Here is a 26,637-nt window from a genome sequence, read left to right as displayed (position 1 = left end):
ATTGTATGTTTTTCACAGGGAAAGAAACCTGTTGTTGCATTATTGGATAATAAGGTTTCGAATAGCATCTTCAGCGTTGTTATACTTAAACTCAAAGCCGCTTTTTAATAATCGCACCGGTATTACATTTCTTGATTTAAGTACCAGTTCGGTTTCAGTGCCTATAATCTTAGCGCCTATTTTTAAAAGCCATTTGGGCTGGGGTAACCCAAAGGGCATGTGTATAGTTTTGCGTAGCATAGCCATGAAATCAGTGTTTTTTATTGGGTTAGGTGCGGTTACATTTACCGGCCCGGTAAGCTTTTGGGTAATGATAAAGTCTACCGCGCGGGCAAAATCCAGTTCGTGTATCCAGCTGATAAATTGCCTGCCGTTTCCCTGCTTGCCGCCGAGCCCGGCTTTGGCCAGTGTTTTTATCGGGGGGAATGCCCCGCCACCGTTACCCAAAACTATAGAGGTACGCAACGCAGTTTTATATGTGCCTGGTGTATTTGCTGAAAAAAAGATGTGCTCCCACATTTTGGCTACATTCATACTGAAATCAGAGCCTATTTCACCGTTACTCTCATCCATCTGCAAGTCTTCGCTATGGCGGTATATGGTAGCAGTCGATGCGTTCAGCCAGTGGGCGGGAGGGGCACTGCATTGTGCTATTGCTTTGGCAAGTAAAGCGGTACTGTCTAAGCGGCTGTTTAGTATTTCGTTTTTATTGGTTATAGTATAGCGACAGTTTACCGATTTCCCGGCAAGGTTTATCAGCACATCGGCACCGTTAAGTTCCGTTGCCCAATTGCCAAGCGCCTTGGCATCCCAATGCACATATTTTATATTGTCTTTATTGGGTAACATATTGCGCGTGAGTATGATAATTTCTTCGGCTTTATCTTTAAAATAAGCAATAAGAGTTTTGCCCAGGAAGCCTGTACCTGCGGCGATTACTATTTTTTTCATGATGATTTTAGTAAGTTAGGAAAACGTAAAGTATGGTAAATATAAGAATGAGAAACCTGTACAGGAACCAGCCTGCACAAAGCCCGGTGCGTAAACCCAGTAGTTTTATACGGCGGTAGTGTTCTGAGAACATGATGATTGCCGTAATTAAAAACCAGAAGAATATAGCGTTTCCTGATATATCTAAAAGCGAGTTTGCTATCATTCCCAATACCAGTAATAAAGAGCCAAACAGAGATACCGTCATAAGATTGCCGAAGTATTCAAATTGGGTTTCCCTGCTTTCTTTTTGTAGCAACAGCCATTGAAACGGTATTTGCCCAAAGGCTAAAAACAGTTCCAGACAAAAAGGGAACGTAGCTTTTCCATAATTCCTCAGCTGCGAATAGCGGTACAGTGCAAGAGCGGTCATTACACCTGCAAGCACTATGTAAGCAATACGGTACTTCAGGTTAAAATCAGGGATGCACTGTACCTCGGTTTTACTTTTTGCTGAAGGGATAATCACCTTACGGTTGTACGATACTAACGAATACAGCTTTTTTAAAAAGAAATAGGTTGGTTTGGTTTTGCCCATTTTTTCAATAAACGATATTGAATGCCCCAGCACTTTCAGCAGGCTGTCTATACCATAAGTAACTGATTTGTTGTTGTGGTCTATCAGCGCGATTTCGTTGCGTGCACGGTTAGCATCCACAAAAGCGCAAGTATCAGTGTTGAGGTCGGCATAGGGGAGACGGCCGTTTTCATCGAGCATGCCTGTCTTCACAAAACCGGCGGTATAAGCCCTGCATAACGGACAGTCCTTGTCGTATACCAGTGTTTGGTGTTTCAGGGTTTTCATAGCCTTACATTTTAAACACTATTTTATCTTCGGCTGGTGTCTCTTTAGCTTTGCGTTTGCCACGGAAAAAGAAGTACAGGTTAAGGAACAGCATAACACCCAAATAAATACTAAAACCGCCTATTTTATAGCTCAGTGCTTCTACCAATTCCTGGTAACTGTCTTTGTAGAGTTCTATACGCAGTATCATCAGGGCAAAGCCAAGGTTAAGCAGATAAAACCCAGTTTCGAAGAGCTTGTTGGTAGCGTCGGCTATTTCGGCACGGCCCTTAAAAATATCCAACATAAAAATACGGGCGTTTTTAAACAGGGTGCGACTTACGACCAGCGTAAGGGCAATAGCCACAGGCAGGTAAATAAAATAGCCGGTAAGGATTTTTGTAGTTTCCATATAAAGATGATTTATAGTTAATGAATAAGTTTTTTCACGTAACGGGTAATGATGAAAAGGTTTACATAATGCAGCACAGCAATCAGTAAGACTATATAACCGATGCGGCCTGCAAGCGTTTCGGAAAAACCGGTAAGGGTTTCTATGTTTTTCCAGTTGGCAAGGGTAGTGGCGGCATAACCAATGTTTACAAAATAGTAACCTGTAAGCAGTATTTTATTAATGCGCGTACACAACTCCTGATGCCCGGGTATCAGCGACAGCACATAGGTATTGCCATTGCGGTAGCAAATCCTGCCTACTATAACAATAATGTATATGGTGCAAGCCAAGAATATACAGTAGGCAAGGAGGTTAAGGTTCATGGCTTTTCGCTTTTATGTGTAGTACTATAGTGAGATATATTATAGTAAGTGGAGCCAGTATAAACATTGTACTATCCCTCACAAGTATTGTTGCCAGTGCCAGTAACAGATAGACTATGATGTATATATTTGTGCCCTTTTGGACAATCCAGATAATTACACCTAATGCCTGAGCGGCTGCTATTATAAATCCTGCCCACATACTTACGTACATGAATGTTTCAACCATAAAACCGAAACCAATAATCGTGAAAACTGTAAGCAGACAAATGGCTATCAGGTTAATGTTGTTGATTGTATTCATGATGCGCTGCTTTACGGTTGTTATACAAAATAAAAGTCCGGTAAAAGGCAAGCACCGGCGGTATAAAGCAGATGTAATCTACATCGGCACCCACTATCCATAAGCCAAAGAACACCACAACACCTAAAAAGTAAATGTATATATGTGACTGTTTAGGATTATCCACAGCATGATTAATTGCAATAACAACCTGTACCAAACCCGTGAGTATTGTAGATAAAGCTGCATAAGCCCAGAAACCATTATCAATAAACCCTATCAGAGCCAATATAATAGGCAGTATTACTACAAAATTATTAAGTCGGCGTATATTTTTCATAGTATTGATTGTTTTAAACTTTCAAAAAATATTGAAATATTGTAATAAAAAATTTTAGCGCATTATCTTCATAACAAGGCGGGCTATCCAGTTGTCTTTGTGCTCAGTAACTTTCTCTATCATGTTGTCAGCTTTCAGTACAAAATCGTACAGTTTGGCTGTCTGCTCCCTGAAGGTCTTAGCCTCGGTAGAGTTATCCTCTTTAGAAAAAGACGATACATCTTTCAGCACTTTAAGTGCAGGTTTAATTTCGCGTTTACTACGCTCCTGGGCTATTTTTACGGCCAATTCGTCAAGATCTTTTTCAGCTACAAAAAACTCACGGCGTTCGCCCGGCTTCAGTTCCTTATATACAATACCCCAGTCCATGAGCGAGCGAAGGTTCATGCTGGCATTGCCACGGCTTATGTGCAGCTCTTCCATTATTTCCTCCATGCTCAGGGCTTCGGGTGCTACCATAAGCAGGGCGTGTATCTGCGCCATGGTTTTGTTTATACCCCATTGAGAGCCTAATGCGCCCCAGGTTTGTATGAACTTATTTTTTGCTTCTCCGAATTCCATACACCAAAGGTAAATAATTATTTTTAAACTTTCAAAATATTTTGAAAGTTATTTTTAACAAAGAATAAAGTGCCTGATTAGTTTTATATTACTTCCAGTTTAGCTCTAATGCAAAACAGGCTTTATTATCCTTGTTTATACTGAAAAAAGTTTGCTTGTCCTCGTTACCGGTAAGGATTTGTACGGTTTCGCCCAACTGTAGCTCTCGCATAAAATTCATGTCCAAGCTTTGTAGTTGCTGTTTCAGTAAAGGCTTAGGGTCTATGGCATCAAGGCACCATTCTAAATATTTCACATTATTTACATGGTTTACAATATCCAGGTCGCTAAGTACAGTTTTATATTCAGCAGCTACGGTAGTTTCACGGTTGAGTTCCACTTTTTTAAAGGATTCTGTAGATGCTTTATTGTCAGGGTATTTTTCAATATGCTCATGTGGCAGCGCTAAAGATTCAGCCCTGCGGGTCCGGGTATTAAAAACGGCCCAATAGGTAACACTGCCTGCCAGTTTTTTATCACCATGCCACAGTTCCAATGCACGTATGGAGCGCGAACCCTGCAAATCGTTTATCCAGGTTTTTACCGTAACCACATCGCGCCAGCTAGGCAGTTCATTTATCTCAACACGCATGCGGCTAAGTACCCATGCCTGGTGGTGCAGCTGCATATCGGCAAAGCTAAGCCCGCCTTTTTCGGCATGGTAACCGGCAGTGAGTTGGAGTATATTACACAGCTCGGTATGTTTCAGCAGGCCATTTGGGGTGCATTGAATAAAATTTATTTCCCAGTCGTGACTGTATACCGATGTAAAATCCGGTGCTATTGGCATGATGTTTCGTTTATGTAATTAATGATTTCTTTCGGTTCTGTGGTAAAATCAAACCACTTTGTACCCTCAGTACGGCGGAACCAGGTCATTTGCCTTTTGGCAAAACGGCGTGTATTCTTTTTTATTTCCTCTATGGCAAAATCCAAATCCCATTCACCGTCAAAATAACTGAACAATTCACGATACCCCACAGTTTGCAGGGCATTCAGTTCTTTGTGGAGATATAGCGCTTTTGCTTCTTCAATAAGTCCCTGCTGTACCATAATATCTACCCGCATGTTTATGCGGTTGTACATCAGTTCGCGGTCGGCTTCAAGGCCGATGATTATTGGGGTAAACCTGCGGCTGTTCTTTTTAATATTCAGGAAAGAAGAGTAGGGGCGCCCACTGCCTATACTTACCTCAAGGGCACGCATCATACGCTGCGGGTTTTCCTTTGCTACATTTTCATAATGGACCGGGTCAAGCCGTTGCAATTCTTCCTGAAGGTAAGTAATGCCTTCAGTTTCGTAACGGGCTTTTATCTCTTCGCGTACTGCCGGATCTATTTCAGGGAAGTCGTCAAAGCCCTTCAGTACGGCATCTATGTATAGTCCTGAGCCGCCTACCATAACTGCATAATCGCTGGTTTCAAAAAGTTCATCCAGTTTTGCAATGGCATCGCGTTCAAAATCACCTACGGTATATTCTTCAAAAATGCTGATATTTTGTATAAAATGATGTTTGGCAGCTGCCAGTTCGTCTGGAGATGGTACGGCGGTGCCAATAGCCATTTCCTTAAAAAACTGCCTGCTGTCTGCCGATAGTATTTCGCAGTTGTAATGCTGTGCAAGTTGTATAGCCATTGCTGTTTTGCCAATGGCAGTAGGGCCAACAACAGTTATAAGGTATTTCTTAAGTGGCATCATGGTTTGGATTTAGTTCGGAGCTGCAATTATAGCAGAATTTGGCATCGTCCCTGTGATCCTTGGCATGGCACTCAGGACACACCTGGGTATTAAGATGCACCTTGTGGTCGCTGATTATCTGAGCGGTAACAAGCCCGGTAGGCACTGCTATTATGCCATACCCCATAAACATGATGACTACCGATACCAGCTGGCCCAGTGGTGTAATGGGTGTTATATCGCCAAAACCCACAGTAGTAAGCGTAACGATGGTCCAGTAAATACTGATAGGGATGCTGGTAAAGCCGTGTTCGGGGCCTTCAATCATGTACATTAGTGTACCAAGTATAATGCATAACACCATAACGCTGAACAGGAATACCGCTATTTTGGTTCGGCTTTTGGCTATGGCTCCTGTAAGCTGGTTTGATGCGCCTACAAACTGTGGCAGCTTCAATATCCTGAAGATACGTAAGAAACGTACTGCCCGTATTGCTATCAGGAAGTGTGTAGCAGGAAACAACTGTGCTATATACATGGGCAGCATGGCAAGCAAATCAATTATACCATAGAAACTAAGTATATATTTTATGGGTTTGTTTACTGCTATAATCCTGCCGATATATTCAAGTGTGAAAAGTACGGTAATTACCCATTCGATAATCATGAGCTGACGGCCGTAAACAATGCGTACCGATTCTATACTCTCCAGCATTACTGCTACTACACTAAGAAATATAATGCTTTGTAATACTATGTCAAATGTTTTGCCCGCGCGGGTATCAGACTCGTGTATTATGGTGTGCAGCCGTTGCCGCAGTTTTTCGGGGATAATATTTCTCTTGCTCTCTTCCATACCTTAAAATATTGAAAAATATTTTAAAAACGCATGGTTTTCAGCGCTTTCTTTTTCCTTATGTAATCCTGTATAATCTTTTTGGCATCGCGGTTGTTGTCCATTGGTATCAGGATGTTTTTCAGGATGTCTATGTGTGTAACCTGATAGTTCAGGTTAAAAAAGGCATAGCCTTTATAAATACCATTTTCTATAAGCACGGCACTGCGTTCATCAATAGCACGGCCACGGTCTATAATAATTAGGCTTTGGTTATAGAAGCTGTTCATTTTGATGAATTCTTCTACGCGTGCATTGTATTCTGCCGGGGCTTCCTGTTTTATACAGGCACCGTTACATTCGCCCATACCATAAGGGAAACAGGTTTCCTTAACCGAAGGATCCATGCCGTTTACCTTTTGGCAGAGTTTGTATTTTTCGGTAATGCGGTATAAAGCGCTTTTAGCCTCAACACTGCTTGTAAACGAAATGATTTCCTTTTTACGTCCATCGGTTTTTAGCAGCTTCAGGGCAATGTAACCGTCTTTATCCTTTTCGGCATATAGCGAAACAGGGTAGACTGTTTTTTTCTGTGCGCGGTTCAGTATCGGTTTGTTAACCTTTATTTCCTGGCATTCCTTCAGCATGGCTATAAGTTCGCTGCCGGTTTCTTCATAGGTTACGGTAAAGGCATCGCGCTGTATGCGCTTTGATTTACGCGAAGTACCTGTAAAATGCTGGTTAACGCGTTTTTTTATATTACGGCTCTTGCCAATATATATCAGCGTGCCGTCTTCTTTATAAATGTAATAGATACCGGTAATAGAAGGCAATCCCTCAATCATATCGAGCAGGCGCGGCGAAATACCTTTTTGCCCCTCGGTTTTTATAAGGCTGCGTACAATTTCCTTTTCGGTATCTTTTTGCAGCAGTAGCTTAAAGAGCTGTACGGTAGCCATGGCATCGCCGGTGGCACGGTGCCTGTCGCTGATAGGAATGCCCAGCGAACGCACCAGTTTACCCAGGCTGTGCGATGGCTGTTCGGGCAACAGCTTTTGGCTGAGCTCTACAGTACAAAGGGTTTGTTTTTCGAAATCATAACCCAGGTTCCTGAATTCGGTGCGCAGTACACGGTAGTCAAACTGTGCGTTGTGGGCTACAAGTATGCAACCCTCGGTAATTTCTATGATACGCTTAGCTACTTCATAGAACTTCGGGGCGCTGCGAAGCATGGCATTGTTAATGCCGGTGAGCTTTACCACAAAGGGTTGTATGGGTTTTTCCGGGTTTACAAGGCTGATAAACTGGTCGATAACCTCATGGCCATCGTACTTGTAAATGGCTATTTCAGTTATTCCTTCTTCGTTAAACTGCCCTCCGGTAGTTTCTATGTCGAGTATTGCGTACAAGAAAAATGTTTCAGGTTTAAGTTTAAAATTACCTTCTGGGGTAATGGGTTATATGCAAATGTACAAAATTATCTGCTGCCAAATATACTACTGCCTATACGTACCATAGTACTGCCGCTGGCTATTGCTATTTGGTAATCACCACTCATACCCATGGATAAAGTTTCAGGTTTCAGGTTTAAAGTTTTTTCCGAAAGTTCTGACTGTTTTAATTTATCAAAAATGGTTTTCAGGAGGGTAAATTCCTTTTGTATCTGTGTTTCATCTTCAGTAAAAGTAGCCATACCCATAAGGCCGGTTACACAGATGTTTTCCATTTGTGTAAATTCATCCGATACCAGTAGAGCATCAAGCTCAGCTTCATCCATCCCAAACTTGGTTTCCTCTTCGGCTATGTGTATTTGCAGCAGGCAGTTAATGGTTTTTCGGTAACGCTTAGCTTGCTTGTTTATTTCTGTAAGTAACTTCAGGCTGTCTACACCGTGTATAAGTGAAACGTACGGAGCCATGTACTTTACCTTGTTGGTTTGTACGTGGCCTATCATGTGCCATTGTATATCCCTGGGCATCTGCTCCCATTTATCGGTCATTTCCTGGATTTTATTCTCCCCGAAAATACGTTGCCCGGCACTATAGGCTTCCATTAGGTCGGGCACAGGCTTGGTTTTGCTCACTGCTACCAGCGTTACATGGGGCGGGAGGGATGCTTTTATGTTGTTTAGGTTATCGGCTATTGACATTTTATTTAGTTTACAGTTGATAGTTCTCGCAAAGGTACAATACTTACGAACAATCAAATTAACAAATCCACGAATCCACAAATCCACTACAATTCATACACTACCAATCCGCTTCTCAGCTTAGGTTCAATATACGTGCTTTTCGGTGGCATTATCTGGTTGTTGTCTGCCAGCGCTTTTATTTCATCTATAGAAGCAGGGAAGAGGGTGAAGCCTACAGTAAACAGACCCTCATCTACCATTTCTTTAATCGCGGTGATGGATTTAGTACCGGGAAGGTATTCTATGCGGCCGTCATTCCGTAAATCGTGGATGCCAAGTAACGGTTGAAGTACTTTATCGTAGAGTATCTGTGCATCAAGGGCTTCGTGTGTATTACTGAAAGTAGCTTCTTTAAGCGTAAGCGAATAAAACTCACCTTGCAGGTACATACCAAATTCGAATTTCTTTGAAGGCTTCCAAAGTTCTAAATGGCGGTTTTCTACCTCGAAATCTTTGCTTAAAAGTTTAAGGAACTGGCCTGCCGTATGTCCGTTAAGGTCATGAACAAGGCGATTAAACTCATATATTTTCAGGTCTTTTTCCGCTATCAGGAAGCTCATAAAATAGTCCAGATTAGCATTGCCTTCTGATTTATATTCCTCATACAGCATTTCTGCCGATGCGCTGCGGTGGTGGCCGTCGGCTATGTACAGGCTGGGCATATTGGCAAATTGCGCCTGTAGCCATTGTATCTCGGCAGCATCCTTTACACGCCACAAGGTGTGCTTGTCACGATTAAGTGATGAAAACAGGTACAGCGGGCGTTTTTGCTTGCGTGCTGTTATCCATTGCTCCAGTTCGTTGTTTTCAGGATATGTGACCAATACCGGTTCGGTATTAAAACCGGTAAGGTGCATATAGTCTTTAAAGTATGATACGCGATAGGGCAGGGTATCCTCGTGCTTTTTAATGATATTTTTCTGGTAATCTGCAATCGAAGTCCCGGCTATGATACCGGTATATGTGTTGCCTTTTCGCTGTATCTCGTACAGGTAAAAAACAGGGGTGTTTTCCTGACGTAATATCTCTTCCTGCTTAAATTCAAAGTACTTATTATGCACCGAACGGAAACGCACATTCTCAGATAGTTTCTGTTGGTTGATATAACCCGGGTTCAGCACGTGCAGAAACGAGAAAGGGTTATAATCCAGCTGCGATGCCAGTTCAGCTGGGCTGTATTCGTCATACGAACGGCAGGTAACCAGGCTCACCTTGTCACGCGATGGGCGTACTGCTTTAAAGGGTACTATTGTAGCCAAAAGTTATTTCAGATTTTTGATTGAAGTTTTCAGGATATTACAGATTTCTTATTTATCGTTATAATGGCCCATTGCAGAAACAATAAATACGGTAACCACATCTTCTTGAACGCGGTAAACCATCCTGTCTTTTTGGTTTATGCGCCTGAACCAATCGCCGCTAAAATCATGTTTGAGTTGCTCAGGCCTGCCTTCTCCCTGATAGGGTGTTTCTGTGAGTTCTAAAAGTATCTTTTCATTTTTTTTGATAGTAGCTTTATTCCCGGATTTAAAATGTTCTTTTAAATCTTTTTTAGCATCAGGAGTAATTTCTACAAAATATTTTCCCATACGTTATCGGGGTTTAGGCGCGTGGTTTTACCTTTTTTTATGTCGGCTTCCCCTTTTTTAATTTTAGTAGTAAACTCAGGGCTGTAATTGGCTTTTTCTTCAATCTGAATAAAAGGGAGTACCTTAAGATATTCTAAGAATGCCTTTGCCTGTTTACTTCTTGGGTTTATTTTGATTGTAATTTCCATAGTATCAAAACGGGTTTCTACTAACAAATATAAAGAAAAATGATGTGTTTTAAAAGAGGTAAAGTAAACTCCGCTACTTTACCTCTTTTAAACTTTATTACTTCTTATATGCTACTTTCTCAGCTTTTTTACTTTCGCTGTAATCGTAAAAACCTTCGCCTGATTTTACACCCAGCTTACCGGCGCGTACCATGTTTACCAGTAGCGGGCAAGGGGCATATTTCGGGTTTTTAAAACCGTCATACATTACGTTAAGTATGCTAAGGCAAACGTCAAGGCCAATAAAATCGGCCAGTTGCAGTGGTCCCATAGGGTGTGCCATGCCCAACTTCATTACAGTGTCAATCTCATAAACGCCGGCTACGCCGTTGTACAGGGTTTCTATTGCCTCATTTATCATCGGCATCAGTATACGGTTTGCCACAAAACCAGGGTAGTCGTTTACTTCTACAGGTACTTTGCCCAGTTTTTCGGAAAGTTCCATTATAGCTTTGGTCACTTCGTCTGAAGTATTGTAACCGCGGATAATCTCCACCAGCTTCATAATAGGCACGGGATTCATAAAGTGCATGCCTATTACCTTATCCTGCCTTTCGGCCTTAGTAACCGCGGCAATCTGCGTTATAGAGATAGACGAAGTATTGGTAGCCAAAACGGTTTCGGTGGCGCAATACTTATCCAAATCCCTGAATATTTTTAGTTTCAGGTCTACATTTTCGGTAGCAGCTTCCACTACAAGGTCAGTATTTACTACTCCGTCTTCAATATCGGTATAGGTAATAATGTTGCCTATGGTTTTATGCTTGTCTTGTTCGGTTATGGTACCTTTTGCCACCATACGGTCTAGGTTGGCAGCGATTGTATTGATGCCTTTTTCAAGCGCTTTTTCTGATACGTCAATCAGTTTTACGTTAAAACCGCTTTGTGCAAACACGTGGGCTATCCCGTTGCCCATAGTACCGGCACCTATTACCGCAATATTTTTCATTTTAAATAAGTTATAGTTTATTGTTTGTTTCTTTTTTGCAGATTATATCCAAAAATAAGAATAATTATTAGATTATATCAAAAAAACATCCTTCCAATACATTGGTAATATAACTCACAAAATGATTTTATCAAACTTTATATTATTTGCCTTTACCAACAATACCCTTAAGAGTTTCAAAGGAAATAAGGTTCATATACGTTTTCCTGTTTTGGTCGAATTCTGTAAATTCAAAAAACGGGTTAACAGGTGCAATGCTCTTGCCAATATCAATGGTCTTAGACAATACTCCCACACCCCAGTCGGTATCTATACAGCAAGAATATACAGCCGGGTTAAAACGCCATTTTAAGAACGCTTTCCATGTAGTACCATTCCAGAAACCGTTGGCCGGGGTAAAGTAATAGCCATAACGCTCACGCGCGTGAAATTCTGTCGGAGGATTACAATCGTGAAGCACTATAAAGCCATCTTCTTTAATGTATTGCAAAGCATTTATAATATCTCGGTCTACCTGGTCGGCCAGGTGAAGGCCATCTATAAAAATAACGTCAAATTTAATATCGCTTGACAGGATTTCACCTGCCGACAGCTTTTCAAAAAAGACATCGCTGGTCATTTTAAAATCTACAGGGTTCTCCTTAAACTCCACACCGGGGTCTACGCTATACTTTCGTGGCGACTTAATATGGTTGAAGTTTTTTTCGGGGTTGCGTACACCTATTTCAAGGTAACAGGTGTCATTACCTTTTACAGACAGCAGGTAGTTAATTATTTCTGTCCTTACAGGGCTTTTGGAAGTCTCTTTACGGTTCAGTTTCTGAACCTCTACATAATAGGGATCTTTAAGGTAATCAAATCCCTTAACTACATATTTAAATGGGGCTACTGCAAGAAGCAGTTGTTTAATCGTCATAACCGGTGTAAACTAAATTGATGCTAAGCTAAAAAAATCTACGCAATAACAATCTAAATCTTCAATAAATAACAATATTGTTTATGAAGGTTTAATAAACTAACCGAGCCAGCCGTCCCTGTCAAGGCTACGGTACTGTATGGCTTCGCTAATGTGATGTGATGCTACGTTATTACTGCCTTCCAAATCTGCTATGGTGCGCGATACTTTCAGTATACGGTCATACGCCCGGGCAGAAAGATTAAGGCGCTCCATTGCTGTCTTTAGCAGTTGCAGTGAAGCGTCGTCCAACTGGCAATATTCCCGTATCAGACGCGTACCCATTTGTGCGTTATAATGTACGTTTTCGTATTGTTCAAAACGCTGCGTTTGTATTTCGCGGGCAGCGGTAACGCGCTTGCGTATCTCAGCACTGCTTTCGGCTTTGCGGTTATCGCTTAGCTTTTCAAACGGCACGGGTGTAACCTCTATATGTATGTCAATACGGTCGAGTAGGGGACCTGATATTTTACTGAGATAACGTTGCATTTCATGCGGCGATGAACTTACCGGGGCATCTGGGTCGTTAAAATACCCGCCAGGGCTTGGGTTCATACTTGCAACCAGCATAAAGCTAGACGGATACGTAATAGTAAAACGTGCGCGGCTTATGGTTACCTCGCGGTCTTCTAAGGGTTGACGCATTACTTCCAGTACCTCACGCTTAAATTCAGGCAACTCATCCAGGAATAGTACACCATTGTGTGCCAGGCTATCTTCACATATACAACATGCGGAATGTTTATCTACATTTGAATCTCAGAAATATTCCTCACCTTAAATGTGTGCAACTGAAATTGCACACTCAAAAGATGAGGGATGTTTGTTTATATTTGCAACCATTATTTCAAAGATATGAATAATCTTATTTACGCTCGTGTTTCAACTATTGAATATCAGGATTACCAGCGACAAATCGATGATTTGAAGAAAGTAATAACTGATAATGGACACCAACTTGATAGCATTAAAATCTATTCTGAAAAAATATCAGGATATAAGAAGAATGAGGAAAGGCCAGCCCTTAACGAAATGCTTTCTTTTATCAAGACAAATCCAGAATCAACAGTTTGGGTAACTGAAATATCTCGCCTTGGCAGAAATCCCAGCCAAACAAGGAAAACAATTGATGAACTGAGCGACTTGAAGGTGCCTGTTTTTATCCAATCCTTAAACCGAGCCACGATTGACTCTCAAGGCAACAGAGACGGCATTGTAAACATTATTTTGCAGGTTTTGATGGAGTTTGCGCATGAAGAGGTAAAACAGCTTAAAACACGTATAAAATCAGGAAAATTGGCAGCAGCCAAGAAAGGTCAACATGCAACCAATGTATATCCGTATGGCTATATGAAAGGTGATGATAAAAAAATAATTATAAACCCTGATGAAGTTGAAACGGTTAAATTAATCTTTGACTTCTATTCACAAGGTCTTGGCATGAGAGCAATTGCTACAAGGCTTCAAAACATGGGCATACCTACAAAGTTCAATACTATCTATGATGCTGATAAGATAGTCAACAAACAAAAGGCCAGTGAGTATGCCTGGACAATTGCAACAATAAAAGGCATACTTGCCAATTCAATCTATAAGGGTGAAAGAAAATACAAGGATGAAATCATCCCTGCACCTGCAATAATTGAACCCGAACATTGGGAACGCGTTCAGGATATAATGCAAAATAAGACAAATAGAAACTATCTTACCTCTTACACCTATCTATTGAAAGACCTCATTACCTGTGGTAAATGTGGGAGAAATTATTACGCAAAATACAAGCCGACACCAAATGGTGATAAGGTGTATATGTGCAGCTCTAAGATAACACATACACCATGTGGGCAATCATCAATCAACCTTCCATTTGTTGAGACACTAATCTATAATGAGATTGCTCTCTCCCCTGACCTATTAAAATATCTAAGCAGTTCGGTGGAGTTGAAGAAAGGATTAGCAAATGAAATTAAGCACTTAAAATTAGAAGTCCCTCAAACCGAAAAAACAATAAAAGAACTGGAAAAAAAGAATAATAAATTACTTGATTTATTACTTGAAGATAAGATTACTAATAATGTTTATAATGAGAGACATGCGGATTTTAAAACTCAATTAGACTCAGCTCAAAAAAAGCTTGTACTGCTTAAAAAAGAACTTTCTCAAAAAGAAAGAGCATTAGTAAAATTTGATGAGGAAAAGATTAATCAGGATGTGATGGTAAATGCTAAAGATAACAGAGCAGAACTGCAATCACTATTTAAACAATTCATCGATAAAATTGTAATTAATGAGATTGGTGAGAAACTAATGTTGTTAACAGTTTACATTAAATTAGGAGATGTAACTATTTTACCTCCAATAAGATTGATTTACGATAGATTCAGAGTTAAATTCTATCCGAAATATCAAATTTTCCATGGCATAACTATAACAACGGAACCTAAATTTGACTTGGGAGAATTTAGAAAGAACGGTAAGTATATACTTCAAAATGCTGAGGAATTGGATAAAGTCTATAATGAAGAAATAACATCGAAGGGTTGGTTATCGATGGATAGGAAAAATTTCTTGGAAGTGTATTGATATTATTTCAGATGTGTCATTGAAATAATATCAATATTTTGCTGAACTAAAATCTCTCGCACTTCGTGATTTAAACTAAACGAACTTGTATTACCACTAACATAATATTCGCTTAAAACACCTTTTTTTACCAGTCTTTCAAGGTCTGCATTGTCATACGAAAAATTTATAGAGGTTGTATTTCTTACCAAAAATTCGTTTACATATAATCTCTGATTTTTGTTTAATTCATTAAAAATTTTAAACCACTTTTTCTTATTCTTACGTATAAGTTGTTTCTCACGGTATTCTTTGTAAAAGAAATTCGATATCCAAAATATAAATGAAACTATTAGAAATGTTAAAGCTGATAGATATATAAGCAAAATAATGCCCTGCCAATTTTTAAAATCTTGGGTTTCTACGATAGCTTTGGGTCTAAAAATAAAGATGATAGTACCTAAAATTGATATAACTGAATAGAACTTAACAGGTGTTTTATCTATTTGAAACAGCTTAATAAAAAAATTCTCACTATCCATTTACTCCTTATTTAAATAACTCTCCTATTTCAACATCTAATGCCTGGGCAATGCGATAAAGTTTATCAATACCCATGATTTGCTTTCCAGCCATATAACGTCTCAAGGCTTCAATATCAAGGTCTGCATCGTGCGCAACTACACGCACCTTCAGGCCTTTTTCTTTTATGATAGCCTTTACTTTGGCCCCGACTTGAATAACAATCTCTGGTATTTCCTTCTTTCTTTCCATTATTACCAAAGGTAAATTCATCACTCCACATAAACAGGAACGTATTTTTCCAGTTATATATGACTGTTTTTGTTTGTTTTATGTATATTTGCCATATAATTAACTTATAACCAAAATAATATGAAAAGAATCTTGGCACTTCTCGCAATTGCCCTAACACTATCGCTAACCTCTTGCAGTAGCGATGATAATGAAACGCTATCTGAACAACCGAACCCAGTCACAGCACAAAACAGGCTAAGGGTTACATGGACTGATAACCTTGTAAGAACCTATAAGATTGATTGGTCTAATGATGCCACCAGCGGCACAAAAAATGCCAGTGCAGGTCAAACTAACATATCCGACAGCAACGGTTACACAAACTTTATTGATTATGCGACAGGTGATTACATTACCCGTGTTCAGATACAAACAAACTTAATATCAAAGGATTTAAAGGTATCGCTGAACGGCAAGGAAATAAAGCAAACGCTTGCCGAAACAAAACGTTATGAAATAACCTTTATTCAGAACAACGGCGTTTGGCAGCCCAATGCGATAACACTATCAAACTAACAACAATGAAAAAGATATTATTAACACTATTCGCCATAATCAGCCTAGCCTCATGTTCATCAGATGACGCTACAGCAATAAATGAACCATCCCCTATAGCAACAGAACAAACCAAAAGCTACAGATTTTTCCCGATGGCTTATGACGCATCACTGTATCATATGCCTATAACTCTAACCACAAATGATATGTACTTTGCTATCAAGCGTGGTAATGATGAATGGGTTGAACAACCTGTATCATATAGTGACATTACAGTGCAGCAAAATGATAGTGTTTGGTTTAAGGTGATACCTGCGGATGGGTATTATCCAAATGAAAAAAATTATCTGGATTTCCAAATTTGGAATAAGGATACCTTAGCACAAAATGCGGGCAATACAAAAGTGAGATTTGAAACGTATAATGCACCGATTAATAAGAAATTGAAGCTGGAATTTCCTGAATACTATTAAGAATAAAAAGATTTAATCATCAGGTTCAGAAAAATCTGAGCTTTTTTTTTATTTTGCAAATCTAATTTAAACCTTATCAATCATAATGACTATAATAGATAATGACTATCACATTGGCGAATCAGAAGCATTTACTTACAATCTTAACTTATGTAAAGTTTATGGAGAAGGTACAGTGAGAGATATAATTTCAAACAATGTAAATACAAAGTGGCCTGAACCTAGAAAAAGTGGAGTGTATTATCAACACGAAGTTCTGAATTCTATTGCCGAAAATTTTGTAAAAAAGAAAATTACCGCTAAAAAAGCATCAGAATTGACAGAAGCACATTTACGAACACTCCTGAACAAATCTGATGAAGTTGATTGGGAAAGCTTAACTGCTACAATCAATAAGAATAACCTAGCCAAGGTCATTAAACAACATGGTGCTAATATTCCAAATAAAGCATATTGGAAATTAGTAGCACATGCTTACACAATGAGCAATATGTGTTATGAAGACGCTGATAACATACTTCCCTTTTTTCAAAATGATAGACCAGATAGGCATTTTTTAATGGATGAAGATGAACAACAAGCATTAGCAGCTTTACCTGAAACATTCACAATTTACAGAGGATGTAGTAAGAAAGAAATTAAATCAGAGAAATTCAGGTTCAGTTGGACAACTGATAGGAAAGTAGCAGAGTATTTTGCTTTCACCTATATTAATCTCGCCAAAGGAGAAAAGATTGATAAGAAAAAAGAACTATTTGATATTGTTGAAAAAACCATAAATAAAAAAGATGTAATTGCTTACTTCCTAGGGAGAGAGGAAGCAGAAATAATTTATATCTCTTAGAAGGTACTAATAATTTTCAAAAGGGGATTGCTTAATGGCTTTCCCCTTTTTTATGCCCGATTTTCATGTTACAATGTATTTTTTTATGTCTTGCTAGATTGCAGCCCTAATATAAAAAATTATACCAATGGAAACAGAAATCATGCGCTATGAAAGCTTGATTTGCAACGCTTTTAAATGTCGTCCAGGCAACAGGCACGGAGCTAGAAAAGGTTTAATGAGAAATCTAATAAAGACGGAACAGGGGGTGAAAATTAAAGGCATTGGCTCCCACAAAAAGCAACTTGAGGATATTAAGAAATATCTAAGCAAAGCCTTAATTAAATTATCCAAAACAAAACCTTATTCAAAATCATCTGGTTTCTTTACTACGTTGGATATGTTATTATCACGCTGTAATTATAGTTCCGAACTGATGGTTATAGTTAATAATGCGATGGAAAGAGTTATAATCCTGAGAGATACCGTCGCCATTCTAGATTAACCATGGAGGCATTTTGTCTTGAATACAATTTAAACAGAAAATACCTATTGATAGGTATTTTTTTTTATGTTAAAAATCCGAATTTACCTATTCAATATATAAAAATATAATTATGAAAGAATACGTTTTAAAAACAGTCGTAATTTTTATGTTTTCAATATCCAGCAATGCTCAAAGTTGGGTAGCTCAAATAACAGGTGTTGATATAAATTTGAACAATCAAACTGTTTCTATTAAACCTCCTGACATTTCGGCAATACCAACAATGCTACAAAATTTGCCTAAAGATGTTGGCCAAGCATTATTAAATCCAGCCGCACCAATTTTAGCTTCGTCAATTAGATTTTCAAAAGGACAAGCTCAAAATAGAGGAACTCAACCAATTCCTTATAATATTAAACAACAGTTGTTAAATTTTTTTCCTAGAAATATTTTAGAGAGTACAACTTGGACAACTGCAAATGGAATTAGCATTGATGGAATGCTAAAAAATTGGCTTAATCAAGAAGGTGCCGTAACATTTGACAATGTTGTATGTTTTTCAAGCGCAGATTTAGCTAATAATGTAGAACTTTGGGCACACGAACTAACTCACGTTTTACAATACGACCAAATGGGAGTTGAAACTTTTGCTTTTATTTATTCAACGAATTGGAATAGTTTAGAAAGCCAAGCACGGGATAACGCTAGTAGAATTGTACAAAATATTAATTTAATAAATCAAGGAAATACACCTAGTTGGAGATATAATATTGCTCCAAATATTGGACAGAATCAATTAACCTGGAGTGAAGTTAATGATAAAGCAAAACTTACTATATCACCAACCGAGTGTATTTGGGTTAACAATCAAAATAATACTACTGGCAATATATGTCCTTGCTCAATTATGGTAACTGGAGTAATAATAAAAAGGCTTTCAGATGGATTTGTAACCACTATGCCTTGCAATGAACCAACCTGTTTATTTAGGGCTGGGCAATCTGGTCCACTACTTTCTCCTGTTGGTTTTATCATTACAGGAGTTACAGCTGCATACCAGTATTAATTCAAGTGAAATCTAAATTAAAAAAAATTATGGATGCCAGAACGGCAAACTTTAACGATAAGGTTGTTGAATATGAAGCTTGTGAAGTTTATTCAAGCAATGAAGATTTTGGTTTATAAGCTTGGTATTGTACAAAGTTAGAAGATGCTGAAAGGAAATTCTTATCTTTGGAAGATTAACCAATTATTTTATATTATGCCAATAATTACATTTATCGTTGAAGTAAAGGACTTGAAAACAAATGATATTTATGAAGTTCCTTTAGAGTATCATGTAGACTTAGACCCAGTATATCTTGTTCTTAAAGGAACTAGTATACTTTCAACAAGCATTGATATGGTAAGTAGCGAGCCTACTTTTACGGAAGGTATTAAGCACTTGAATACGACTCTTAGGGTTGATGATTATAAAATTGAAAAGATTGAAGAGATTGAAGATTCTTTTGCACAATTAATTGGACAAGTTTTTCAAGAAATAAGAAAATTTAATAAATAAGGGTAGCGTTAGCTACCCTTATTGTTTTTCTAATATATCCTGAACTTTCTTCACGGTTCTTGCATCCACCTCACAAGCTCCAGCCACCTCTTTCTGTTTCATTTCTGGGTAGTCTTGCAACATCTTAACGACCCTACTATATTTCTTTAATACCTCAGCATCATTCTCAGTAGTACCCTTTGGTCTGCCGCCATTAAGCACACCACCATTAGCATCCTTCTTAGCCTTAATACCATCCCTTATGCGTTGATTGATGGTCTCTCTTTCCATTGTCGAAATACCACTTAAAACCGTTGTAAGGAAGGAAAATAGTCGATTAACGCTACCATCCGAATTAAGGCTTTTTAAGCCATTTAAATCCTCCACATGGATATTGACACCATGCCTATGTAGATAATCGATTGTGGTAAGTATATCAAGCGTATTCCTGCCCAGGCGTGATAGTTCAGATACAAATAAATCACTTACCTGACCATCACTCACAGCCTTATAAAGCTTCTTACCTGCTGGCCTATCTGCAAATGGTATTGCACCAGATACACCCTTATCGGTAAAGATAAGTTCATCCTGCTGCTTCTTTATATCCTGTCTCAGGGTAGATTGTTGGCCTGTTGACACTCTTATGTATCTTGCTTTATTCATGGTCTTAAATCGCTTTAAAATGATTATTAATTAAGATAAACCACCTCACCAAAGCTTAGATTAAAACCCCGTTGTTAATAATTAATATTCGTAACCTTCTATAAATTCAATCCTGTTATCAATGCCCTTTAAAAGCTGGTCAAAATACAAACCTTTGATTTCATCCTTTATCTTGCCATCTTCAAACAGGTACACATCATAAAGGTCAGCAACTGATAAACTTATCAGCATCCAACCTGAATGCCTGTGAGCATTAACTTTGAGCAAAAGCCCTTTATCATCATAGTTAATTTTCCTCTCAACACCCCAACTCCAAAAGACATTGGGGGTTGGATAATGGAGTAATAGTAGTGTTTGCTCCACATCAAAATCTCGGCAGCAAAGGCTGTCCATGTTCTCAAAAATTTTTACTATTTTTGTCATAAGTGAAAATTGGTTAGGGGTTCGCTTCTAACCTTTGGAAGGGATGTTAGCGCATCCCTTTTTTTATTGGTGGTATCTCAATATTTCAATGTACTTGTTGTTCCTTATTTGAACAAGTCAAAGATAGGCATATTAAATTTAAATACAAAATAATACTTAACTATTTTTATGTATTTTTTAAATCATTTTCACCAGTAAATACGTTTGGTATTGGCATCAAAAACAAATGCACAATAACCTATAGTATTATCGTGCATTTTTCTGTTATAAGGAAAATCTATTTTGATGTAATCTGGCTGCTACCTTGATGTGAGGTGGGCATTCCTGGGCCTGTTTAATTCGGGTCAGGGTCGCGCGTATTTAAGAGGGGAAATATTTATGTGGATTTACTATATTTATTAAAATTTCTAACTGTAATTTTATGGCTCATATTAAATTGATTCCTAGCAAACATCAAAGCATTTCATTTAATCCTAAAGAACTAAACAATATAGAACTTTCAGAAGAAAGTAAAGAAATTGGTATCGACTATCTAAAATCGAAGGAGTTAATGAAAGATTATGATATCATGTTGATGTATGATGATATGATTACATTTGGATTTGATTATATCCATAATAAAACTAAGAAGTTATTTATTGAAATAAACCCTGTAACAATTTTTTATTCTAATGCCGTAATGTCATTTGGGTCTTTAGAACATTATAGAAATATACTTCTACAACAAGGACAAGATGTTAACAAAGTAGCAAGCCAAACTAACGAAAACACAAATTTAACTCACTCAGGACATTATTTTCAATTAGCTATCAATTGTATAATTAATCTTCAAGCGTCTTTAGAGAGCTTTGCAAATAGTATAATTCCAGAAAATTATCATTATTTAGACAGCAAGGGTAACCCCGTTAGACCGTCAATAATCTATAAACTAACGAAAGTACTTCCTCAGCTTAAAAAGGTAAATTTCGAGATTAGCAGTAATAAAAAACATCGCAAGAGCATTGAGAGTTTAGTAATTCTCAGAAATGATATTATTCATCTAAAACCAGTTCCTAAAACCAATACTGGGTATAAAGATGTTTATAGAAGAATACTTGATTTTGATTTTAAGAAGGCTTTAATTGCAGTCAGAACGTTTATAAATTTTTATGAATCAAATTTAATTCAAGAATGCGAATGTGGAATTGATTATTCTTATTATAGAATGCCCGAAGAGAAAAAGAAAATATAACAAATAAAACACCAGCTTTAATTGCCAGTGTTCTCTAATAGGGTTCTAATTTTCTTTATTGTATCTTTATATATTTGACCTACTCTATTATTGGTAACAGCATATATTTCTGCCATTTGTACGTGGGTTTTCTTTTCTCCATTTAGTTGGTGGTAGTATTCTATTATTTCTCTTTCCCTCGGCTTTAGTGACTTTAGGGCTGATTCAATCTTTTCCCACATTTCTGAGGTATTTTCATCATCATTATTATCAGGAAATTCAAAATATTCTGGCAACTGAATCTTTCTTGGTATATTATATTCTCCCCCCGCGCTTTGTTCATCTTGTAGGGATTGTTGCTTCTTGAACAATTCCTTTAGCTTTTTGGAGGGCATTCTGATGCTGCTGTTGTATTGCAATAGGGTCGTGATTATTCTTCTCTTTATCTGTACTGCTGCAAAATATGACAAGGTTGTTCCGATGTGCGGTTGATAGGCTTCAACCGCTTCCATTAATCCAATATTCCCCTCACATATAAGGTCATCGATAGTTAATGCTCCATCATCTGGTAAATACTTCTGGAACTTCTTTGCAAGGTGGACAACCAACCTTAGATTAGCATTTATTAGTTGCTCCCTTGCTTTATTATCCCCAGCTTTGGCCTCTATTACCAAGGCCAGCTGTTCTTCTTTTGATAAAGTGGGGATATTGCTTAATTCATTGTAATAAATGCTATTCATTATATTACATGGCCCCAAGTCTTGCCCGTGATGATTGAGCTTATTGTGCTTGCTGATACCTCGTACAAGCCAGCAATTTGCTTTTGGCTGATACCCATATTCACCAACTTTTTGATAGCTTTTACCAGCTTCTCGGATAGTTTTGCCATGCCGTGTTTACTACCCTTATGTGAACGATTTTCAGCCCTTGTAAGGTATCTTAGGTTAGTTAGGGAGTTGTCCTGCTTATTGCTGTTGATGTGGTCACATTCGTAACCTGATGGCTTCTCACCAACAAATGATTCTAATATTAGACGGTGCATATAATACTTCTTGCCGTCTATTACAATAAATAGGTAATCATCCTTTTTTTGCCCATTGGATAGTGGCGATAGAGTTCTTGTTTTTCCGTTCTTATAGGTGTGACGGATGTTTCCAAGGTTGCTTACTTCATAGGTTTCATTTGCTTTGATTGCTTTCCACTGTTCATTTTGCTTCTTCATTTTTAATTAATACTTTTTCTCTCTTGCCCTCGGCTTTAGTTTTTTGAGGGTTTATTATAATCCAGTAGTTTACGTAGCCACTCTGGTAGGCTTTTCTTTTCATTTTGTACCGCCTCAGCTCTCTTTTTTAGCTGGTAACAGTGCCATAAGAAGTCATTAAGTTGCTCATCAAATGGCTTTTCATCGTCATTCATATTGTTCCTTTATTATTAAATATCTAGCAGAAATGGAAACGACCATTTTTTGATAAAAAAATTGAAAATAATTTTGATAGAAATGGAAAACCCCAGCAAATGCTAGGGTTCTCAGAGAAAAAAATATTATTTATAATTATAGTGAAGCTCCTTCAACTATCCTTGTTGTGTTGCTTTGGGCATCTGTAATTTCAGAAACCCGAACAATAGGGGAGGGTAGTGCTGCATTACCCTTAACTACCTCTTGACCAATCTTTGAGGCAAGAATATCATAATCAATCTTAACCCCGTTCATACTACCCATATTAGAATAACCACCACCTATGAGGCCACCTTCGGCAAAGCCAGGCACGCCGATGGAACGAAAGAACCTTGGACCACCTGCACGTCTTTGTTGATCTTGGTTTAGAATTACTTCTCCTTGTCTAACATAGGCAAGCGTATCATCACCATTGGCAAGCGGTAAAATATTGCTTCCGTTATTAATTACACCAGCTCCAAGTATAGGAACTTGACCACCATCGGCAAATGATGCATTTATGCCAGATATTTTTTTAACTTGAGCCATACCGCTTGCAAGGATGGTACCAGCTGATACCAATTTTGCTGCTGAACCAAATGGTTCTGGCAACACTGAAGGTGCTGCTAGTGTTGCAGTAACACCTTGGAAAGTATTAATCGTAGCTTGGGCAATTGCCGCGGCCTTCCCCGCTGCGGTATCTTCACCCAAAAGTTTAGATAGATTCCCAAACATATCACCGTAAGCGGATAGCTTTGCGTTCAGGTAAGCATCATCAATTTTCTTCTTATTTATGTTGTGCTTTTGCTCAATCTTGGTGGTATCAGCACCTGTCTTTTCCGCAGCCTTTAACTCTGCTTGGTATCTTATATCTTCTTCCGATAGTTGACGTTCAAAATCGTTTGCAAACTTTTCAGCATCAATTAATCTTTGATTCTCAAGGTCAATGGCCTTTTGTTCCTTCTTGGCCTCATCCCTTAGCTTTTGAGCTTCCTCATTCTTTATCCTATTGTCCTCGTTAATGAGATTGATAGCATCGTTATATTCCTTTTCATTGATAATGCCAGCTTCTTTACGTGCTAGCTGGTAATCACGCTGAGCCAGTGCCAATTGGTTGTTTAGGTCGAAAGACTTTAAAAGCTTATCCTCCGAATAAAAAGCATCATCTTGTTTTTGTTGTTCAAGTGCTTTTTTCCTCAGTTCAATTTCATCGGCAGCCAATTCCACGGCAGCCTCGGCCTGTTTCTTTGCGTAGGTATTTTGAAGATTTAGTTTTTCTGTTTGGTATTGTGCTTCTGTTTTTTTGCCTTTGGATTTTTCATATTCTAACAGGGCCATTTTTTTGTCAGTAATCTGCTTTTGGAAGTCCAACTCATCCTGTAAACTCTTCTTCTTATAGCCCTGCTGTGCGATGAATAAATCAATTGCTTCCTTTTGCTTTTTAATTTCAGCATCGATTTGTTTAATCTTGGCATCGCTAGCAGCCTTGGCATCAGCAACGGCTTTCTTTTGTGCAGCAGCATTAGCGGCTGCTGCATTAGGGTCATTATCGGCAACAACATTTTTTTGAGTTGTAGTAGTTGACACCTTAGATTTTACCTCCACATTTTTAGACTTCATATTGTCTAATGATTTGTTTAGGGCATCAACATCAATCCTAAGGAACTTTAATACTGGTGTTATTCTTTCTAGGATTCCCTGTACCGCATCAATAATGGTATTTTTTATTCGCCCAAAGGCATTGCCAACGATAGTGGCAAGGTTGGTAAAACCATTTTTTAACGCATCAATAGCACCTGAAAAGTCACCCTGTACAATCTTTTTAAAGAAGTTGATAAATGTTGAAATTGTGTTACCAACGATTCTAAAGTTTGTTGCAATTACCTCAAAGGCAAGCTTAACGGATGTCTTCAGGTTCTCCCAAGCATTTACCAGCAATACCCCGACAAAGTCAATCAACGGCTGAAAATCTTTTTTAAGGTCAGCGACATACTCCATCATTTCGGCAAGGGCATCAACAGCCACTATCTTAATTGATGTCCATATATCACCGAAATTTTTTACCTCGAATAGTTCGGCTTGAACCTTATTCAAACGTTCGGTTGCATCAACCAACTCAAGCTGTTTATTGGCGGTTTCATCCAGCTGTTTATTGGCTGCTTGGTTAACAGCCTCAAGGATTTTCATTGCACCACCAGCATCCTCACCAGCCCCTCTAAACACATCAGCCGTCAACTGGGCCTGTTGTTGTTGAGTAAGTGACACCTCACTACTTTTTTTGGCTATAGCATCCAAAGCCTCTGCTGTTGTCGCTTCCCCCGTTCTTACTTTCTTTAGGATGTCATCTGTAAATGAAGCACCAAAGGCATTAACCAAAGCATCACGTGATGCTTTGGTTTGCTCTGTTAATGAAAGGTTTACCTCTTTAATGGCGTCTGGCAATTTATCCGAATAAACACCAAGGTCATAGCCCGTGTTAATTATTGCCATGAACTGTTCGGCTGAGTAACCCGCATTAGCAAACTGTACTGAATACTCCCCAATTGAATCAAGAAATTCCTCATTTTGCGCACCACCTGAAGCCAAGCCCTGAGCAATAATATTATTTGCCTCTGACATACTTATCCCGTACGCTTTTGCTAGGGCATTTGCCTTGGAAGCTATGTCTTTGAAGTCTTTATCGAAGGTCTCGGCTGTGGCTGTAATTTCGCTTCTAACGTTAGAAAGGTCAGCAGCGTTTACACCAAGCGCACGCAGTTCCTTGTTGGCCTCTTGTAACCCCTGATTGTAATCAAAAATGGCTTTACCAGCTGCAAAGGCTGCCGTTATACCAGCAATTACAGCACCTATTGGAGTAGCAATAAAAGTTAAAGCTGATTTGGTAGCACCACCAATTCCAGATGATAATTGGCTGAAGGAATTCTTTAGAAGGTTACCAGCCCCACCAGCTTCTTTAGCACGCTCATTGAAGCCACTTATACCACCGTTAAAAGGATTTATCTGGGCCAGGGCATCTTTGATGCTGTTGGTATAGTTACCCACATTCATCTTCTGCTTCTCAAGGGCAGAAGTATTGTCCTTTATAAAGTCGGTGTTTGCATCTATCTTTTTGTTGATAGCATCAATGGCAGCTCTACCCTCTGCCGTCTCAGCATTAACTTGGTTTCTTATTGTCCTAAGCTCTTTATTATTTTGAACGGCTTGGTCAATGGTTTTAACCTCTTTATTTAATGCTGTATTCGTTGCTTCAACAGCATTGGCAGCAGCCTTATCGGCATTCTCCAATTGCTGTACAAGCTGTAACTGTTTATTGTAAGATTGCTGTAGATTTTTAAGGGTTGCCGCCTGTTGGATAAACTCGGTACTGCTACCTTCTCCAGCTTTTTGCAGCTCTTTTTGTGCTGCCTGTAATTGTTCTATGCTCTTTTTGGTTTCACTTAGCTTGGTAAGTAATGCCTGAGTATCTATATTGAGACTTAATATCTCTACTTGTTGTGCCACTCATAGTCA

33 protein-coding genes and 1 pseudogene are annotated in these 26,637 nt (G+C 38.6%); 8 read left to right on the top strand and 26 right to left on the bottom strand.

Annotated elements, in window-relative coordinates:
- Positions 1-39: 39 nt before the first annotated feature.
- From ACZIX4_RS10240 to ACZIX4_RS10155, 18 genes and pseudogenes are all read right to left on the bottom strand, one after another.
- A complete protein-coding gene (locus tag ACZIX4_RS10240) occupies positions 40-951 on the bottom strand; it encodes a TIGR01777 family oxidoreductase (protein ID WP_463335535.1) in 912 nt (303 codons plus the stop codon).
- 7 nt (positions 952-958) lie between these two features.
- On the bottom strand, positions 959-1,795 hold the full coding sequence (locus tag ACZIX4_RS10235) for a thiol-disulfide oxidoreductase DCC family protein (protein ID WP_463335534.1): 837 nt from the start codon (positions 1,793-1,795) through the stop codon (positions 959-961).
- Between the two features lie 4 nt (positions 1,796-1,799).
- Positions 1,800-2,186, bottom strand: a complete 387-nt coding sequence (locus ACZIX4_RS10230; protein WP_463335533.1) for a hypothetical protein — start codon at positions 2,184-2,186, stop codon at positions 1,800-1,802.
- A gap of 17 nt (positions 2,187-2,203) precedes the next feature.
- Positions 2,204-2,551, bottom strand: coding sequence for a hypothetical protein (locus ACZIX4_RS10225; RefSeq protein ID WP_463335532.1), 348 nt, complete (start codon positions 2,549-2,551; stop codon positions 2,204-2,206).
- A complete protein-coding gene (locus ACZIX4_RS10220; RefSeq protein WP_463335531.1) occupies positions 2,541-2,855 on the bottom strand; it encodes a hypothetical protein in 315 nt (104 codons plus the stop codon). The genes ACZIX4_RS10225 and ACZIX4_RS10220 overlap by 11 nt, the downstream gene beginning before the upstream one ends.
- Positions 2,833-3,174 carry a hypothetical protein gene (locus tag ACZIX4_RS10215; RefSeq protein WP_463335530.1) on the bottom strand — a complete coding sequence of 114 codons (342 nt, stop codon included), beginning with the start codon at positions 3,172-3,174 and terminating at the stop codon, positions 2,833-2,835. The genes ACZIX4_RS10220 and ACZIX4_RS10215 overlap by 23 nt, the downstream gene beginning before the upstream one ends.
- A 54-nt stretch (positions 3,175-3,228) precedes the next feature.
- A complete protein-coding gene (locus ACZIX4_RS10210; protein WP_463335529.1) occupies positions 3,229-3,735 on the bottom strand; it encodes a GbsR/MarR family transcriptional regulator in 507 nt (168 codons plus the stop codon).
- A gap of 88 nt (positions 3,736-3,823) precedes the next feature.
- Positions 3,824-4,564, bottom strand: coding sequence for an acyl-[acyl-carrier-protein] thioesterase (locus tag ACZIX4_RS10205; protein ID WP_463335528.1), 741 nt, complete (start codon positions 4,562-4,564; stop codon positions 3,824-3,826).
- Entirely contained in the window at positions 4,555-5,469 is a 915-nt protein-coding gene (gene miaA / locus ACZIX4_RS10200) for a tRNA (adenosine(37)-N6)-dimethylallyltransferase MiaA (RefSeq protein WP_463335631.1), read from the bottom strand. The genes ACZIX4_RS10205 and miaA overlap by 10 nt, the downstream gene beginning before the upstream one ends.
- Entirely contained in the window at positions 5,459-6,307 is an 849-nt protein-coding gene (locus ACZIX4_RS10195) for an ion transporter (protein ID WP_463335527.1), read from the bottom strand. The genes miaA and ACZIX4_RS10195 overlap by 11 nt, the downstream gene beginning before the upstream one ends.
- A 23-nt stretch (positions 6,308-6,330) precedes the next feature.
- Positions 6,331-7,695, bottom strand: a complete 1,365-nt coding sequence (locus tag ACZIX4_RS10190; protein WP_463335526.1) for an exonuclease domain-containing protein — start codon at positions 7,693-7,695, stop codon at positions 6,331-6,333.
- Positions 7,696-7,763: 68 nt separating this feature from the next.
- Positions 7,764-8,435 (bottom strand): YggS family pyridoxal phosphate-dependent enzyme, encoded by a 672-nt coding sequence (locus ACZIX4_RS10185; protein WP_463335525.1) that lies wholly within the window; start codon positions 8,433-8,435, stop codon positions 7,764-7,766.
- Positions 8,436-8,521: 86 nt separating this feature from the next.
- Positions 8,522-9,736, bottom strand: a complete 1,215-nt coding sequence (locus ACZIX4_RS10180; RefSeq protein ID WP_463335524.1) for a DUF1015 domain-containing protein — start codon at positions 9,734-9,736, stop codon at positions 8,522-8,524.
- Positions 9,737-9,784: 48 nt separating this feature from the next.
- A complete protein-coding gene (locus ACZIX4_RS10175) occupies positions 9,785-10,066 on the bottom strand; it encodes a Txe/YoeB family addiction module toxin (RefSeq protein ID WP_463335523.1) in 282 nt (93 codons plus the stop codon).
- A complete protein-coding gene (locus tag ACZIX4_RS10170) occupies positions 10,048-10,254 on the bottom strand; it encodes a DUF2683 family protein (protein ID WP_463335522.1) in 207 nt (68 codons plus the stop codon). The genes ACZIX4_RS10175 and ACZIX4_RS10170 overlap by 19 nt, the downstream gene beginning before the upstream one ends.
- A 97-nt stretch (positions 10,255-10,351) precedes the next feature.
- Positions 10,352-11,242 (bottom strand): 3-hydroxyacyl-CoA dehydrogenase family protein, encoded by an 891-nt coding sequence (locus ACZIX4_RS10165; RefSeq protein WP_463335521.1) that lies wholly within the window; start codon positions 11,240-11,242, stop codon positions 10,352-10,354.
- A gap of 142 nt (positions 11,243-11,384) precedes the next feature.
- Complete coding sequence (locus ACZIX4_RS10160) at positions 11,385-12,158, bottom strand: class I SAM-dependent methyltransferase (RefSeq protein WP_463335520.1); 774 nt, start codon at positions 12,156-12,158, stop codon at positions 11,385-11,387.
- A gap of 99 nt (positions 12,159-12,257) precedes the next feature.
- A pseudogene (locus ACZIX4_RS10155) lies at positions 12,258-12,917 on the bottom strand (ATP-binding protein); the annotation flags it as partial.
- Between the two features lie 99 nt (positions 12,918-13,016).
- Between ACZIX4_RS10155 and ACZIX4_RS10150 the strand changes: the two are divergent.
- Positions 13,017-14,780 carry a recombinase family protein gene (locus tag ACZIX4_RS10150; RefSeq protein ID WP_463335519.1) on the top strand — a complete coding sequence of 588 codons (1,764 nt, stop codon included), beginning with the start codon at positions 13,017-13,019 and terminating at the stop codon, positions 14,778-14,780.
- A 2-nt stretch (positions 14,781-14,782) separates the two neighbouring features.
- On the opposite strand, the gene ACZIX4_RS10145 is transcribed toward ACZIX4_RS10150, so the two are convergent.
- Together ACZIX4_RS10145 and ACZIX4_RS10140 are read right to left on the bottom strand one after the other, a co-directional pair.
- A complete protein-coding gene (locus ACZIX4_RS10145) occupies positions 14,783-15,301 on the bottom strand; it encodes a super-infection exclusion protein B (protein ID WP_463335518.1) in 519 nt (172 codons plus the stop codon).
- Positions 15,302-15,308: 7 nt separating this feature from the next.
- Positions 15,309-15,533 (bottom strand): helix-turn-helix domain-containing protein, encoded by a 225-nt coding sequence (locus ACZIX4_RS10140; protein WP_463335517.1) that lies wholly within the window; start codon positions 15,531-15,533, stop codon positions 15,309-15,311.
- Positions 15,534-15,653: 120 nt separating this feature from the next.
- On the opposite strand from ACZIX4_RS10140, the gene ACZIX4_RS10135 reads away from it, so the two are divergent.
- The 6 genes from ACZIX4_RS10135 (at position 15,654) to ACZIX4_RS10110 (ending at position 19,417) form a co-directional block, all read left to right on the top strand.
- Positions 15,654-16,091 (top strand): hypothetical protein, encoded by a 438-nt coding sequence (locus tag ACZIX4_RS10135; protein ID WP_463335516.1) that lies wholly within the window; start codon positions 15,654-15,656, stop codon positions 16,089-16,091.
- 5 nt (positions 16,092-16,096) lie between these two features.
- Entirely contained in the window at positions 16,097-16,546 is a 450-nt protein-coding gene (locus ACZIX4_RS10130) for a hypothetical protein (protein WP_463335515.1), read from the top strand.
- A gap of 85 nt (positions 16,547-16,631) precedes the next feature.
- Positions 16,632-17,390 (top strand): hypothetical protein, encoded by a 759-nt coding sequence (locus ACZIX4_RS10125; RefSeq protein ID WP_463335514.1) that lies wholly within the window; start codon positions 16,632-16,634, stop codon positions 17,388-17,390.
- 127 nt (positions 17,391-17,517) lie between these two features.
- Entirely contained in the window at positions 17,518-17,874 is a 357-nt protein-coding gene (locus tag ACZIX4_RS10120; RefSeq protein WP_463335513.1) for a hypothetical protein, read from the top strand.
- A 112-nt stretch (positions 17,875-17,986) separates the two neighbouring features.
- Positions 17,987-18,922 (top strand): eCIS core domain-containing protein, encoded by a 936-nt coding sequence (locus ACZIX4_RS10115; protein ID WP_463335512.1) that lies wholly within the window; start codon positions 17,987-17,989, stop codon positions 18,920-18,922.
- A 144-nt stretch (positions 18,923-19,066) separates the two neighbouring features.
- Positions 19,067-19,417, top strand: a complete 351-nt coding sequence (locus ACZIX4_RS10110; protein ID WP_463335511.1) for a hypothetical protein — start codon at positions 19,067-19,069, stop codon at positions 19,415-19,417.
- 18 nt (positions 19,418-19,435) lie between these two features.
- On the opposite strand, the gene ACZIX4_RS10105 is transcribed toward ACZIX4_RS10110, so the two are convergent.
- Positions 19,436-20,059 carry a recombinase family protein gene (locus ACZIX4_RS10105; protein ID WP_463335510.1) on the bottom strand — a complete coding sequence of 208 codons (624 nt, stop codon included), beginning with the start codon at positions 20,057-20,059 and terminating at the stop codon, positions 19,436-19,438.
- 81 nt (positions 20,060-20,140) lie between these two features.
- Positions 20,141-20,482, bottom strand: a complete 342-nt coding sequence (locus ACZIX4_RS10100; RefSeq protein ID WP_463335509.1) for a hypothetical protein — start codon at positions 20,480-20,482, stop codon at positions 20,141-20,143.
- A gap of 421 nt (positions 20,483-20,903) precedes the next feature.
- Here ACZIX4_RS10100 and ACZIX4_RS10095 point away from each other — a divergent pair, with 421 nt between their 5' ends.
- The gene (locus ACZIX4_RS10095; RefSeq protein WP_463335508.1) at positions 20,904-21,713 is read left to right on the top strand and encodes a hypothetical protein; all 810 of its coding nucleotides are present in this window, start codon (positions 20,904-20,906) and stop codon (positions 21,711-21,713) included.
- Between the two features lie 17 nt (positions 21,714-21,730).
- Here the strand turns inward: ACZIX4_RS10095 and ACZIX4_RS10090 are convergent, their stop codons facing one another.
- From ACZIX4_RS10090 to ACZIX4_RS10075, 4 genes are all read right to left on the bottom strand, one after another.
- The gene (locus tag ACZIX4_RS10090; protein ID WP_463335507.1) at positions 21,731-22,432 is read right to left on the bottom strand and encodes a sigma-70 family RNA polymerase sigma factor; all 702 of its coding nucleotides are present in this window, start codon (positions 22,430-22,432) and stop codon (positions 21,731-21,733) included.
- Positions 22,432-22,914: an HNH endonuclease gene (locus ACZIX4_RS10085; protein WP_463335506.1), complete on the bottom strand. Its 483-nt coding sequence runs from the start codon at positions 22,912-22,914 to the stop codon at positions 22,432-22,434. Before ACZIX4_RS10085 ends, ACZIX4_RS10090 begins: the two co-directional genes overlap by 1 nt.
- A 35-nt stretch (positions 22,915-22,949) precedes the next feature.
- Positions 22,950-23,108 carry a hypothetical protein gene (locus ACZIX4_RS10080; protein WP_463335505.1) on the bottom strand — a complete coding sequence of 53 codons (159 nt, stop codon included), beginning with the start codon at positions 23,106-23,108 and terminating at the stop codon, positions 22,950-22,952.
- Positions 23,109-23,244: 136 nt separating this feature from the next.
- Positions 23,245-26,628: a phage tail tape measure protein gene (locus ACZIX4_RS10075; RefSeq protein ID WP_463335504.1), complete on the bottom strand. Its 3,384-nt coding sequence runs from the start codon at positions 26,626-26,628 to the stop codon at positions 23,245-23,247.
- Positions 26,629-26,637: the final 9 nt, after the last annotated feature.

The organism is Flavobacterium niveum (genome assembly GCF_055231775.1).
Note: the sequence above shows the minus strand (reverse complement) of the source record. Positions and strands in the feature narration are given on the sequence as shown.